The organism is Rhodococcus sp. NJ-530 (assembly GCF_003860625.1).
Taxonomy (GTDB): domain Bacteria; phylum Actinomycetota; class Actinomycetes; order Mycobacteriales; family Mycobacteriaceae; genus Rhodococcus_F; species Rhodococcus_F qingshengii.
The window spans coordinates 570364-585000 of sequence record NZ_CP034152.1; the positions used below are offsets into that span (position 1 = coordinate 570364).

At 59.7% G+C, this 14637-nt stretch carries 9 protein-coding genes and 2 rRNA genes (1 of these 11 only partly in view); 4 read left to right on the forward strand and 7 right to left on the reverse strand.

Annotated features, from left to right (window positions below):
* The first annotated feature begins 30 nt into the window (after positions 1 to 30).
* The 3 genes from EHW12_RS02670 (at position 31) to EHW12_RS02680 (ending at position 5272) form a co-directional block, all read left to right on the forward strand.
* Positions 31 to 3162, forward strand: a 23S ribosomal RNA gene (locus EHW12_RS02670).
* Positions 3163 to 3313: 151 nt separating this feature from the next.
* Positions 3314 to 3430 (forward strand): 5S ribosomal RNA (gene rrf / locus EHW12_RS02675).
* Positions 3431 to 3847: 417 nt separating this feature from the next.
* Entirely contained in the window at positions 3848 to 5272 is a 1425-nt protein-coding gene (locus tag EHW12_RS02680) for an aldehyde dehydrogenase family protein (RefSeq protein WP_007732506.1), read from the forward strand.
* A 63-nt stretch (positions 5273 to 5335) separates the two neighbouring features.
* On the opposite strand, the gene EHW12_RS02685 is transcribed toward EHW12_RS02680, so the two are convergent.
* The 7 genes from EHW12_RS02685 to EHW12_RS02715 are packed head-to-tail and all read right to left on the reverse strand — an operon-like array spanning position 5336 to position 12324.
* Complete coding sequence (locus tag EHW12_RS02685) at positions 5336 to 6097, reverse strand: aldolase/citrate lyase family protein (protein WP_007732505.1); 762 nt, start codon at positions 6095 to 6097, stop codon at positions 5336 to 5338.
* Positions 6098 to 6131: 34 nt separating this feature from the next.
* Complete coding sequence (locus tag EHW12_RS02690; protein WP_003941424.1) at positions 6132 to 7091, reverse strand: aldo/keto reductase; 960 nt, start codon at positions 7089 to 7091, stop codon at positions 6132 to 6134.
* On the reverse strand, positions 7091 to 7957 hold the full coding sequence (locus tag EHW12_RS02695; RefSeq protein ID WP_007732503.1) for an ATP-binding cassette domain-containing protein: 867 nt from the start codon (positions 7955 to 7957) through the stop codon (positions 7091 to 7093). Before EHW12_RS02695 ends, EHW12_RS02690 begins: the two co-directional genes overlap by 1 nt.
* Entirely contained in the window at positions 7954 to 8787 is an 834-nt protein-coding gene (locus tag EHW12_RS02700) for an ABC transporter ATP-binding protein (protein WP_007732500.1), read from the reverse strand. Before EHW12_RS02700 ends, EHW12_RS02695 begins: the two co-directional genes overlap by 4 nt.
* Positions 8788 to 8790: 3 nt before the next feature.
* Entirely contained in the window at positions 8791 to 9738 is a 948-nt protein-coding gene (locus tag EHW12_RS02705) for an ABC transporter permease (protein ID WP_007732498.1), read from the reverse strand.
* Positions 9738 to 10742: an ABC transporter permease gene (locus EHW12_RS02710; RefSeq protein ID WP_007732496.1), complete on the reverse strand. Its 1005-nt coding sequence runs from the start codon at positions 10740 to 10742 to the stop codon at positions 9738 to 9740. Before EHW12_RS02710 ends, EHW12_RS02705 begins: the two co-directional genes overlap by 1 nt.
* A 4-nt stretch (positions 10743 to 10746) precedes the next feature.
* Entirely contained in the window at positions 10747 to 12324 is a 1578-nt protein-coding gene (locus EHW12_RS02715; RefSeq protein WP_007732494.1) for an ABC transporter substrate-binding protein, read from the reverse strand.
* 212 nt (positions 12325 to 12536) lie between these two features.
* Between EHW12_RS02715 and pdxA the strand changes: the two genes are divergently transcribed.
* A protein-coding gene (pdxA, locus tag EHW12_RS02725; RefSeq protein ID WP_125050251.1) for a 4-hydroxythreonine-4-phosphate dehydrogenase PdxA crosses the window boundary here: on the forward strand, positions 12537 to 14637 show its 5' portion. 152 nt of this gene lie beyond the right edge of the window; only the first 2101 of its 2253 coding nucleotides appear in the window; the start codon lies at positions 12537 to 12539; its stop codon lies beyond the right edge, outside the window.

Sequence of the window (14637 nt, forward strand, 5' to 3'; positions counted from 1 at the left end):
AGAACTGCACAGTGGACGCGAGCATCTTTGTTGTAAGTAATGAAGAGCGTACGGTGGATGCCTTGGCACCAGGAGCCGATGAAGGACGTAGGAGGCTGCGATAAGCCTCGGGGAGCTGTCAACCGAGCTGTGATCCGAGGATGTCCGAATGGGGAAACCCAGCACGAGTGATGTCGTGTTACCCGCGCCTGAATATATAGGGCGTGTGGAGGGAACGTGGGGAAGTGAAACATCTCAGTACCCACAGGAAGAGAAAACAACCGTGATTCCGTGAGTAGTGGCGAGCGAAAGCGGAAGAGGCTAAACCATGGGTGTGTGATAGCCGGCAGGTGTTGCATTCGTGGGGTTGTGGGGTTCATTTTGTCAATACTGCCGTGTTGGCCAACAGTAAGAAATCACAGGGTTAGTGGAAGTGGTCTGGAACGGCCTGTCGTAGAGGGTGAGAATCCCGTACACGAAAACTTTGTGACTGTTGTAATGGAAACCCAAGTAGCACCGGGCCCGTGAAATCTGGTGTGAATCTGTCGGGACCACCCGATAAGCCTGAATACTCCCTGGTGACCGATAGCGGACTAGTACCGTGAGGGAAAGGTGAAAAGTACCCCGGGAGGGGAGTGAAATAGTACCTGAAACCGTGCGCTTACAATCCGTCAGAGCCTTCGAGCAGTTTACTGCTGGGGGTGATGGCGTGCCTTTTGAAGAATGAGCCTGCGAGTTAGTGGCATGTCGCGAGGTTAACCCGTGTGGGGTAGCCGTAGCGAAAGCGAGTCCGAATAGGGCGAGTCAGTGGCATGCTCTAGACCCGAAGCGGAGTGATCTACCCATGGCCAGGTTGAAGCGACGGTAAGACGTCGTGGAGGACCGAACCCACTTAGGTTGAAAACTGAGGGGATGAGTTGTGGGTAGGGGTGAAAGGCCAATCAAACTCCGTGATAGCTGGTTCTCCCCGAAATGCATTTAGGTGCAGCGTCGCGTGTTTCTCACCGGAGGTAGAGCTACTGGATGGTCTAGGGGGCCCACAAGCTTACCGAAATCAGCCAAACTCCGAATGCCGGTGAGTGAGAGCGCGGCAGTGAGACTGCGGGCGATAAGGTTCGTAGTCGAGAGGGAAACAGCCCAGATCGCCAGCTAAGGTCCCTAAGCGTGTACTAAGTGGAAAAGGATGTGGGGTCGCGAAGACAACCAGGAGGTTGGCTTAGAAGCAGCCACCCTTGAAAGAGTGCGTAATAGCTCACTGGTCAAGTGATCCTGCGCCGACAATGTAGCGGGGCTCAAGTACACCACCGAAGCTGCGGCATTCACGCAATAGCCCCCAGTTGATCCAAGGATTTTCTGGCAGGTGTGTGGATGGGTAGGGGAGCGTCGTGTGGCCATGGAAGCGGCAGGGTGACCTAGCCGTGGAGGCCACACGAGTGAGAATGCAGGCATGAGTAGCGAAAGACGAGTGAGAAACTCGTCCGCCGAATGACCAAGGGTTCCTGGGCCAGGTTAATCCGCCCAGGGTGAGTCGGGACCTAAGACGAGGCCGACAGGCGTAGCCGATGGACAACGGGTTGATATTCCCGTACCCGTGTGAACGCGCCCATGGTGAATCAGTGATACTAACCATCCTGAAGCCACGAGAAGACCTTCGGGTCTCGAGTTGGTGGATGCATGGGACCTGATCTGGTAGTAGCCAAGCGATGGGGTGACGCAGGAAGGTAGCTGAGCCAGTCAGTGGTAATACTGGTGTAAGCGTGTAGGGCGTGACCTAGGCAAATCCGGGTCGCACATAGCCTGAGACGTGATGCGTAGCCGATTGAGGCGAATTCAGTGATCCTATGCTGCCGAGAAAAGCCTCTAGCGAGCTTTCACACGGCCCGTACCCCAAACCGACACAGGTGGTCAGGTAGAGAATACTAAGGCGATCGAGATAACTATGGTTAAGGAACTCGGCAAAATGCCCCCGTAACTTCGGGAGAAGGGGGCCCTGTCTGGTGACGACATTTACTGTCTGAGCTGGGTGGGGCCGCAGAGACCAGTGAGAAGCGACTGTTTACTAAAAACACAGGTCCGTGCGAAGTCGTAAGACGATGTATACGGACTGACGCCTGCCCGGTGCTGGAAGGTTAAGAGGACCGGTTAGTTCCTTCGGGAGCGAAGCTGAGAATTTAAGCCCCAGTAAACGGCGGTGGTAACTATAACCATCCTAAGGTAGCGAAATTCCTTGTCGGGTAAGTTCCGACCTGCACGAATGGCGTAACGACTTCTCAGCTGTCTCAACCGTAGACTCGGCGAAATTGCATTACGAGTAAAGATGCTCGTTACGCGCGGCAGGACGAAAAGACCCCGGGACCTTCACTACAGCTTGGTATTGGTGTTCGGTTCGGTTTGTGTAGGATAGGTGGGAGACTGTGAAGCGGTGACGCCAGTTATCGTGGAGTCGTTGTTGAAATACCACTCTGATCGAATTGGACCTCTAACCTCGGACCATGATCTGGTTCAGGGACAGTGCCTGGTGGGTAGTTTAACTGGGGCGGTTGCCTCCCAAAATGTAACGGAGGCGCCCAAAGGTTCCCTCAGCCTGGTTGGCAATCAGGTGTCGAGTGCAAGTGCACAAGGGAGCTTGACTGTGAGACTGACAGGTCGAGCAGGGACGAAAGTCGGGACTAGTGATCCGGCACCGGCAAGTGGAAGCGGTGTCGCTCAACGGATAAAAGGTACCCCGGGGATAACAGGCTGATCTTCCCCAAGAGTCCATATCGACGGGATGGTTTGGCACCTCGATGTCGGCTCGTCGCATCCTGGGGCTGGAGTAGGTCCCAAGGGTTGGGCTGTTCGCCCATTAAAGCGGCACGCGAGCTGGGTTTAGAACGTCGTGAGACAGTTCGGTCTCTATCCGCCGCGCGCGTTAGAAACTTGAGGAAGGCTGTCCCTAGTACGAGAGGACCGGGACGGACGAACCTCTGGTGTGCCAGTTGTTCCGCCAGGAGCACCGCTGGTTAGCTACGTTCGGAAGGGATAACCGCTGAAAGCATCTAAGCGGGAAGCCTGTTCCAAGATGAGGTTTCTCACCCCCTCGAGGGGGTAAGGCCCCGGCAGACCACCGGGTTGATAGGCCAGAACTGGAAGTGCAGTAATGCATGCAGGTGACTGGTACTAATAGGCCGAGGACTTACCACAAAGAAGCTACGCGTCCACTGTGCGGTATCTGAAACAACACACAGATACTGATGAGAACATGTTTTCTCCATCCCCCAACACCAGAAACTGGTGTTGACGGGTGGTGAAACCAGGTGATCAGAAGAAGGTTACTGTGACAGTTTCATAGAGTTACGGCGGTCATAGCGAAGGGGAAACGCCCGGTCCCATTCCGAACCCGGAAGCTAAGCCCTTCAGCGCCGATGGTACTGCACTCGACAGGGTGTGGGAGAGTAGGACACCGCCGAACACACATTAGAGAAGCCCCCCAACCAGTACTGGTTGGGGGCTTTCTCGTACCCAAAACACCCCACCCCCGCCAACACCCGAAAGCACCGCCGCCGGCACCCCCGACTTCGAGCGAACGGTACGTTCGTCGCCTCAGATCGACCGAACGTACCGTTCACACCATCAGGGGCGCGAGCACAGTGGGCTCACCACCGCGTCCGGGATCGAGTGAACGGCACGCTCACCCTCTTAGGCGAGGGGAACGGTACGTTCACTCCATCACTGAAAAGTGTGCGCGCACCACAGGTCTCGTCAGTCGAAGGTCAATCTCGACACCAACCTGCCACGGAACCCGTCGAGCGTGGCTAGGCTCGGAAGAGGTGCCCCGTGTGATCGGGCCCACCTCACCTGTGCACGCGTGATGACTACGGAGGCTTCGATGACCGATATTCTCGACCGCACCAAAATCTATGTTGATGGCGCCTGGATCGAATCCACTGGCAGCGGTCGGATCGACGTTCTCAATCCGGCTACCGAAGAGCTGATAGGAACTGTCGCCGAAGGCACTGTCGAAGATGTCGATGCGGCCGCGAAGGCAGCACGAAAGGCTTTCCCCGCTTGGTCTGCACTATCCGGCGGCGAGCGAGCCGAATATCTTTCCAAAGCCGCGGCGATTATTGCCGAACGTACCGATGATCTTGCGGCGCTGGTTTCGCAGGATATGGGCATGCCGATCGGATTCGCGAAGCCCGTGCAAATCGGAATGCCGCTCGCGAATTTGAATGCATTTGCCGAATTGGCTCGCACTTATGATTTCGACGCTCACGAGGTCGGGAATTCGCTGATTGTTCGCGAACCTGCGGGTGTTGTCGGCGCTATCACTCCCTGGAACTTCCCGCTCCACCAAGTTGTCTTGAAGGTTGGCGGTGCGCTCGCGGCGGGCTGCACCGTGGTTCTCAAGCCCACCGAGGTTGCGCCACTCATCACGTACGCTCTCGCTGACATCTTCGACGAAATTGGTTTGCCTGCAGGTGTATTCAACCTGGTAAGTGGCTACGGCCCGGTAGTGGGTGAAGCCATCGCCGGCCACCCGGAAGTCGACATGGTCTCCTTCACCGGGTCGACTCGGGCAGGCAAGCGAGTGGCCATCGTCGCCGCGGACACCATCAAGAAGGTCTCGCTCGAGCTGGGTGGCAAGTCGGCGAACGTCATTCTCGACGACGCCGATCTCGAAAAGGCTGTCACGGACGGCGTCGCAAAGTGCTTCATCAACTCGGGCCAGACCTGTTCGGCGCTGACGCGTATGTTGGTTCCCGCGGAGAAGGTGGATGAGGCAGCGGCAATTGCTGCTGCGGTCGCCGCTCATTTCCCGGTAGGTGATCCGACTCAGCCGACTTCGGTGCTTGGTCCTCTGGTGAACGCGAATCAGCTGGGACGCGTTCGCGGATACATCGAGAAGGGTGTGTCGGAAGGTGCCACCGCGGTTGTCGACGGTCGCGAAACCGGTCTGGCCAGTGGATATTTCGTCGGTCCGACGGTGTTCGCGAACGTGACCGAAGACATGACCATTGCGCGCGAGGAGATCTTCGGACCGGTCCTCTCGATCATGGGCTACAAAGACGAGGCCGACGCAGTGCGGATCGCCAACGGCACCGAGTACGGACTGGCCGGTGGCGTTTGGTCAGGTGACCCCGATCGCGCGGATCGCGTCGCACGGCAACTGCGTGCCGGGCAGGTCGAGGTGAACGGCGGCGCCTTCAACACGAATGCTCCGTTCGGTGGGTACAAGCAGTCGGGCGTCGGGCGCGAGGCCGGCACGTTCGGGCTCGAAGAGTTCCTCGAGATCAAGGCGATTCAGAGATAGTTTGTTCGAGAATGGCGATGCTCCCGTACCAAGTGCGGGAGCATCGCCATTTTTGTACCCGGATCAGGACTTGGCGGCATCCAAATGCTGAGCCGAGATGTTCGCCAGATGTGTCAGGTCCGAGGCCACGGTCGCGAACGTGTAGCCCTCCCCGAGCCGTTGTGCCGCAACCTGACCGGAAGGTGTGTGGATTCCCGCAGCGACTCCGCTGACGGCGGCAGCTTCGCGCACCCTGGTGAGCGCTGATTCGAATTCCTCGGCGACGTCCGGATCGTTGGAGTGCTTACCTCCGACGGCGATTCGTAGGTCGGACGGCCCGACGTACACGCCGTCCAATCCGGGCACTGCGCAGATCTCTTCGACGTTCGCCAGACCCTGTGGGGTCTCGATCATCGCAAATACAACGGTGTCGCGGTTCGCGTCGGCGGGAACGGGGCCGATACGGAGTTGCGAGCGCATGGGTCCGTAGGAGCGGATGCCGAAAGGCGGATACTTGGCGGCTGCCACGGCGGCCGCTGCCTCTTCGGCGTTGTTGATCAGCGGAACGATGACGCCCACAGCGCCCGCGTCGAGTGCACGGCCGATGGGTGTCGGATTGTTTGCCTCGACGCGCACCATCCCGACGGTGGACGGTGACGAGTCGATGGCGGTGAGCCCGGCGACCATCCCCGAATAGCCGATCAGGCCGTGCTGCATGTCGAGGGCAATGTAGTCCCAGCCGACGTGCGCGATCCATTCGGTCGAGATCGGGCTGTCGATGACGGACCAATATCCGAGTATGCGTTCGCGTCCTCGGATGCGTGCGGCGAATTCCTGTGCTGACATAGTGAAGAACTCTTCCTGATGAAGGTCGGGTGTTTCAGCGGTTGTAGTTGGGCATGGGGCCTCGTAGGGCAGCACCGACGAGATCACACTCTTCGACGGTCGAGGCGTCGAGTGGACCTCGCCCGATGGCCGCGATATTGGATTCGAGGTGCGTTACTTTGGATCCTCCGAGGAGCAGCGATCCGGCGACGGGCTTGCTGACCAGCCAGCGCAACGCAAGCTCGGTCAGGGAGATGCCCGACTGCTCTGCGATTGCCGTCAGTTGAGCGATCGCGTCGAATATCTGTGTGTTCCAGTATCGCTCCTTGTACATCGACGCAAGACGTGAGTCGCCGAATCGGCCGTCGGCGGGACTTTCCTCGAAGGTGTGGCGCCCCGTGAGCAGGCCCCCACCGAGTGGGTTGTAGACCATGGTGGTCAGTCCGGTCACGTCCGCGAATTCTGCGTATTCTTCTTCGATGCGACGCGCGAGCAAGTTGTAGAGCTGCTGTGCGACGATCGGTCGGGGAGCTCCGACTGTGTCTGCGGTGTAGTTGATTTCACTGATTTGCCACGCTGCGAAGTTGGATACGCCGAGTGTGCGGATCTTGCCCTCGGCAACCAGTTCCGCGACGGTGGTGAGAGTTTCGGTCAGCGTGACGGTTCGGTCCGGCTGATGGAGATAGAACAGGTCGACGTAGTCCGTGTCGAGTCTGCGCAGGCTTCCTTCGACGCTTGCTCGGAGCCCCTCTGTCGAGAGTGGGCTGTTGTCGCCGGCATCGGGATGCGGCATTCCCGCTTTGGTGGCCAGAGTGACGGAATCGCGTCGGCCGTGGAGCAGCTTTGCCAGCATGCGCTCGGACTCGCCGCCCGCATAGCCGTTGGCCGTGTCGATGTGAGAGATACCGGCGCCTAGTGCTGCGTCGAGCATCGATCCGGCGCCCGATATGTCGACCGTGTCTCCGAATGTCATGGTGCCGAGCACCAGTTTCGGAAGCTCGAGTGGGGCGGTCATCAGGCAACTCCTCGTGATTCGGTCTGCTTGGCTAGCAAGTTCTTGGACAGGGCTGCCACCACGTGGCGTGGTTTGATGCCGACCATGGTGGTGGGATCGAGAGCAGCGCCTCGTAGTGCGCGGGTGTACGGCTCGCGCGGACTGGCGAGAACTGTGTCTGTGGAACCGGATTCGACGATGGTTCCTTTCGACATCACGACTACGGTCTCGCTGATTTCTCGGACGACGCCCAAGTTGTGTGAGATGAAAACGTACGTCAGACCGGTATCGGCCTGAATTTCACGTAGGAGCTCGAGTACCTGCGCTTGCACCGACACGTCGAGAGCGCTGGTCGCTTCGTCGCAGACCAGGATCTCGGGTCCGCTGGCAAGTGCACGAGCAATTCCGATGCGCTGACGTTGGCCTCCTGAGAACTCCGCCGGACGCCGGTGTAGTGCCGAGCTGGGCAAGCCAACGCGATCGACGAGTTCTGCTGCTGCCTTTGCACGTTCAGACTTGCTCCGAACACCTTTGAGGCGCAGTGGTTCTCCGATGATGTCCTCGGCAGTCAGATGAGGGTCGAGCGATCCGTACGGATCTTGGAACACCATTTGAACGCGAGAGCGGTAGGGGCGCAGCGACTTCTCCGACATCTGCGCGATGTCATTGCCGTCGACGAGAATGCGTCCACTGGTCGGTGTGAGGAGTCGGACGATCGATCGAGCGATGGTCGACTTGCCACATCCGGATTCGCCGACGATGGCCAAGGTCTTGCCCTTTTCCACCGAGAAGCTCACAGCATCCACGGCTCGGAAAACTCCGTCGGGAACCGGATACTCGACCACGAGATCTTCGACGGCGAGAAGTGGCGTTTCGTGGCGGGTCATGCCGAGGCTCCGATCTGTGTTGAACGGGCGGGGTCACCGTCCCAAGGCCCCAGTTGAGGTATGGCGTCGAGAAGCTTTTGTGTGTAGGCGCTTTGCGGTGAGTCGACGAGAACGTCGGCACTACCGGTCTCGACAAAACGTCCGTCCTTCATCACGTAGATGCGATCGGAGACCAACCGCGCAACTCCGAGATCGTGAGTGATGACCAGCATTCCGATGCCGGTGCGCTCCTGCAACTCGAGCAATAGATCCAGAATCCCGGCCTGAACGGTTACGTCCAGTGCGCTGGTGGGTTCGTCGGCCACGATCAGTTCGGGGCCGGCAGCAAGAGCGCCGGCGATCAGGACGCGCTGCAACATTCCACCCGACAGTTGATGCGGGTACTTGTCGAGTTGCTGATCCGGATACGGAATGCGTACCTGCTCGAGCAGTTGCACTGCCCGCTCGATTTGTTGCTTCTTCGCGGTCACACCGCTGTGGCGCACTGCTTCTCGAAGTTGGCTACCGATGGTGTGGACGGGACTCAGAGCCGTCATCGGGTCCTGGGGGATGAGCGCGATGTGTTTTCCGCGAATATCGTTCAGGATCTTCGTGTTTCCGAGAATGTCCTGACCCTTGAACACGGCTTTCCCGGAAAGAACCGCAAGATCGTCCGGAAGCAGTCCGAGAATCCCCATGGCTGTCGTCGACTTTCCGGAGCCGGATTCACCGATGATGGTGACGGTTTCACCGGCGTCGATGCAGAAGGACACGCCGTCGACGGCTCGGATGACGCCGTTCGCCGTGACAAGTTCGATCTGGAGATCGTCGACCCGTAGTAGATTTCCCATGTCTCACGCCTTCGCCTTCTGGGCGCTGCCACGCCCGAACAGGCTTGCGCCCAGTCGTTTCGAACCTGCAGGACGATCGCGCAGACCATCGCCGAGTAGGTTCACTCCGACGACCAGCAGCACGATCATCAGACCGGTCAACGTGACGATCCACCATGACGTGGTGATGTAGTCCTGGCCGTCGGCGATGATTCGTCCCCAGGTAGCGAATGGACGTTGCGGTCCGGCGCCGAGGTAGCTCAACGAACTTTCCAGCAGTACGGCCTGCGCGAGCAGCAGCAGGACGACGAGCGATGCCTGCTTGACGATGTTGGGAATGACGTGACGAAGCAGGATGGCCATGCGGGTAAGTCCGAGGACTCGAGCTGCAGCTACGTAAGGCTTTTCGCGTTCGACGAGTACCAATGAGCGAGTCAACCGTGCGACTTCGGGCCACTGTGCGATCGCGATGACAAACGTGATGACGGGAATGGACGGGCCGAACAGCGCAACAACGAGAAGCAGCATCATCAGCAAAGGCAGAGAAAGCTGTGCTTCGAGTAGGCGGGAGATCACGGTGTCGACCCAACCACCGAAGTACCCCGCGGCGGATCCGGCGACGATGCCGATGACGCCGGAGACGATCACGGCGAGAATACCGATCGTCAGAGACACCTGGCCGCCGTGCAGGATCCGTGAGAGCAGATCTCGTCCCAACTGATCGGTGCCGAACAGATGGCCGTCGGTGAGGGGCGGTAGCCGTCGACTGCTCAGGTTGGTCTGGTTCGGATCTGCAAGGGGGAGTAGTCCCGCCAATGCAACAGGAAGAATCACCAGGAGCGCGCAGATCGAGCCGGTCCAGATCTTGACTCGGCTGTCTCGCTTACGGCGCGTGGCTCCGGCGCGTGCGAAGTCTGCCTCGGTGACCGCGCTGGCGCGTGGAGTTGTTGGAGGTTCCAAGACGGTAGTCATCAGTTGGCGCCCTTTCCGAGTCGCACGCGTGGATCCAGGAGGGGGTAGAGGAGGTCCACTGCCAGTTGCACGAGCACGGCGAGAACCGCGGTGACAAGCACGGTGGCCTGGATGAGCGGGTAGTCGCGAGTCTCGAGTGCGCGGACCACCAGCGAGCCGACACCAGGCCAGGCGAACACGACCTCGACCACCACGACGCCGTTCAGCATTCCGGCGAATCTGGTGCCCAGCGCGGTGACGATCGGAATCGCCGAATTACGCATCGCATATCGCCAGGTGAGTTCGCGTTCCGATACTCCGCGAGAGCGTGCGACCGTGATGTACGGAGAAGCGAAGGCCGAGACCATTTCGCGTCGAACCATCCGGGAGATCAACGCGATCTGAAGGATGGCGATGGTGACGGTAGGCAGGATCAACGACGGCCATGTGGTGAAACCGGCTGCCGGGAGTACTGGGATCAAGACCGCGAAGATCGTCACCAGCATCAGGCCGCTCCAGAACTCCGGCATGGACTGCCCGCCGACGGCTACGACGTTCGCACCGAGTTCACGTCTGGTGTCCGCGTGACGGGCCATCCACACGCCCAGCGGAATCGAGAGCACGGCGGTCAACAGAATGGAGCTGACGGCAAGGGTGATGGTGTACGGGAGACGGCCGAGGACAACGTCCATGGCCGGCGCCTGGAACGAGTACGACGTGCCGAGATTCAGGTGGACGAGGTCCCACAGGTAGATCAGGTATTGGGAGAACACCGACTTGTCCAAGCCCATGTCAGCACGGATCTGTGCGAGATCCTCGGTGCTGGCCAGCGGTCCGGCCAAGGCGTAGGCAGGATCGCCGGGTGCCATTCGGATCAGGACGAACACTGTTGTGAGCGTGAGGAAGATCGTCAAGGCACTCTGTGCCAGACGTTTGAGCACGTATTTGACGGTCGGGTTGATCCTTGTGCGTCGACGCGGAGAGATTCCGAGAGCGGTTTGCGGTTTCGGAGCGGTGAGAGTCATCGCCTCAGGCCTCCAATCGGACGGCGCCGAGGTCGTAGGAGTTGATCGGGGTCAGTGAAACATTTTGTACACGAGTGCGTTTCGCAAGGAGTGCGTTGGGTACGAAGCTCCACAGGCAAGGCCAGGTGTTCCAGATGTCTTGTTGTGCGGCGTCGAGTAGAGCGGCGCGCTTGGTCGGGTCTGGTTCACTGGATGCGGCTTGGATCTTCGCGGTGATTTCGGGGAAGACGTACCCGTGATAGGTGTCGCGAGTTGCTTCCTTCTCCGCTGTGCCGGCGTACATCCCCTGCAACGTGGTCAGTGCAAGTCCGGTCTGGTTGCCGTAGCCGTTGCCCAGCACATCCCAGTCGCCGGTCTTGCCCTGGCGCCAGGACGAGATGTCACCGCCCGGTTCGAACTGCTGGAGTTTGACGCGTACTCCCACGGCCTTCATCATTTCGAGTACCGATTCCATCACCGAGACGTCGTTGGTGAACTCTCCGGTTTCCCAGATGAAGGTGAGTTCGAGGTCGTCGGCGCCTTCGGCCTCGAGCATTTGCCGCGCTTTCCGTGGATCATATTGGTAAGTGCCAGTTTTCACGGCTCCGTCCAAGGTCGACGGTGCGGGGCCGGTGGCCGGGACTGCGGAACCGATCAGCACGTCCCGAGCGAGTGACTCACCGTCAATGGCATACGTGAGAGCTTCTCGGACACGCGGATTGGACAGTGGGTGATCGGCGGGCTTGCGGAAGTTGAAGAACAGTTGGTTGATGCGTGTGCTCGGTACTGTGTCCACCTGGACACCAGGCAGATCGGCGAGTTGTTCGGCGGAATCGGGACTGATCGAGTCGATGACGTCGACCTCGCCGCTCCGAAGCGCGACGACGCGGCCGGCCTCTTCGGGAATGAAGCGGACCTGAACACGACGAACGCCGGGGGCCGGGCCCCAGTAGTTGTCATTGGCGACAAGTGTGTAATCGCCGGTGCCCCGGTTCGATTCGCTGACGACGAACGGTCCCGACCCGATTCCGCTCTGCAGTTCGTTGGGTTCGTTGGCAGCGGCCGGGGTGATCAAGATGTTGGACATGAGCGAGTCCAGAACCGGCACCGGGGAATTCGTCCGAAGGATGAAGGTGCGATCGTCGATGGGGACGACCGTCGGCCACTCGGGGAACTGCGGTGCGACAAACGATCCGCTGACCTGCTGGTACATCTGCATTGCCGTCGTGACGTCGTCGATCAGCACAGGTGTGCCGTCGGAGTAACGGATGCCCTCGCGGAGTCGAACCGTCCACTCGGTCGGGCCGGTCGATTCGAACCTGTCAGCGAGAACGAGTTGCGGTGTCAGATTGTCGCCGATCCGGGTGAGACCTTGTCTGACGCCACGTTGAGCCGTGACTGCTGCGTCGAATTGATTGAGTTTGTTGTCGAGGCTGACGAGCGAGCGGTTGAGCCCGAGCACCAGGGTGTCCTGTGTCGGTTTCCCGGTAGGGCCGGCGCACGCGGCAGTCGTGCCCAGAAGCGTTGCGCCACCGATCAGCCCGGTGAACTGCAGAAAGGATCGCCGGGAGAGCTGTGGTGTTCGCAAACGAGTATTGGTCATCGGTGACCTTTCGATCCTGACGGGGCAGCGTGGGGGCGACGCTCCGAGCGGACTGTTGGTGAACAATCGCGTCGGGCTCTCGCTTGTAACTCAGCTCACAATGGCACTGTTGCGCACTTCGCGCAAGTCCCGTAACTTCGATTGCGTACTTCGCGCATCGGTTGCGATGCTGTGCATACTCGATTCAGACCGAAAGGGGGTCGAGGAATTCGATGAAACCACTGGTAATCATCGCTGATGATCTTTCCGGAGCAGCGGAGTCGGCCGCAGGATTTCTGCTCCGCAGTTCGGGCATATCGCTTCGGCTCGGCCCAGATGCGCCCGACGGATCAGGAGTGACGGTTTTCGATCTGCACTCACGGCGATCCGACCCCGCCAGAGCCTCTCGGGACGTGAGATCAGTTCTGCAATCGTCTGACGGCTCCGAGATCGTCAAGAAGATCGATTCCCTGCTCAGGGGCAACATAGCAGCGGAGGTTGGAGAACTCTCCCGCGACGGATCTCCGGTCATCGTCGCCGCCGGACTGCCCAGACAAGGGCGCACGGTGCAAGACGGCGTGGTGTTGGTCGATGGGGTTGCGTTGCACTCCACTGACCTGTGGCGCGCGGAGTCGAAGCCGACTCCTCGGTCGATTGCAGAGGCGCTCGGCCCGTCGGCAATCACTTCTGGCGTATCGCTGGATGACATTCGCTCCGGGCGTTTGAGCCAGGTTCTTGCGTCGATCTCAGAAGCCGGGTCGGTGGCGATCTGCGACGTCGAGACCGAGAGTGATCTGGAACTGATTGTGGCTGCAGCACAGGAGGTTCGGGGTTCTCGATTGGTAGGAACCTCGGCGCTCGCGATGGCAGTGGCACGACGAAGAACCGTGCAGTCACCCGTCGCGTGCCCATCTCTTCGTGTTTCTCGATTTACCTTGGTCGTCGTGGGGACGGCGGATGCGTCTGCCGGGGACCAAGTGGCATTGCTTCGGGATTCAGGGGCGCACCATATCGAAGTGAACAGTGCTGAGCTGCTGGCGCATTCGGTCGATCCGCTTCCGATTCTGAACGCACTGGATCGCGGAAACGTCGTGGTTTCGGTAAGTGGACCTGTCGTGCCTGCAGAATCCGTCCACCTCGTTTCGGCTCTCGCCGATCTGATCGCTGCCGTCGATGCAGGATTCTCCCACGACGATTACCCGATCGACCTGGTACTTACCGGTGGCGAAACCGCGCGCAGCGTTCTCGACCGCCTGCGGGTCGACACGCTGTCACCGATTTACGAAATCGAACACGGCGCCGTACTTTCCGTCGATCGAACCGGACGGTACATCGTCACGCGGCCAGGCAGTTTCGGGAATGCACACAGTCTTCTCTCCATAACGAAGTTTCTCGCGCAACCCACCCCGGTCGCCGCTCCGGACAGTCCGCCTTCAGTTACTCCTTCAGACAACGAGGTCAATCCCATGTCAATCGAATCCACTCCACTGCCGCTGATTGCTGTCACGATGGGCGACGGCGCCGGCGTCGGACCGGAAGTGATCGTCCCCGCACTCCTCGACGGTGAAACGAGAAAGCGTTGCCGCCCTGTTGTTGTCGGCGACGCGAAGCGTTTGCGATTGGCTGCCACGGTGCTCGGAATCGACGTCGACGTGGTCGCGATCGAGGAGATCAAGGATGCTGAATTCATCGATGGACGGATCAACGTCATCGACCTGGACTTGCTACCCGAGGATCTCGCCTGGGGTGAACTGTCGGCAGTCGCGGGGGATGCGGCCTATCAATATATCCGCGTCGCAAGCGAACTCGCCGTACGCGGTGAAGTCCAGTCGATCTGCACGGCGCCGCTGAACAAGGAAGCGCTGCATGCGGCAGGACACATCTATCCCGGACACACGGAATTGCTTGCGCACCTGACCGGTACCGAGGAGGTGTCGATGATGTTGTCGACCCCCAAGCTCAAGGTGATTCACGTGACCACTCACATCGGACTGCTCGATGCAGTTGCCAGGATCGAGCCCGGCCTGGTCGAGAGGACCATTCGTCGAGGTCACGAAGCTTTGGTGCGCACGGGCAATCCATCTCCGAAAATCGGCGTGTGCGGGATCAACCCGCATGCGGGGGAGAACGGGCTTTTCGGGTACGGAGAGGAAGAGCAGAAGATCATTCCCGCCGTCGAACTCTTGAAGGCAGAAGGAATCGACGTCCACGGCCCACTGCCGGCGGACACGGCATTCTTCCTCGCTGGACGTGGGGACTACGACTTGATCGTTGCGATGTACCACGATCAGGGGCACGGCCCGGTCAAGGTTCTCGGGATCGAGGCCGGCGTCA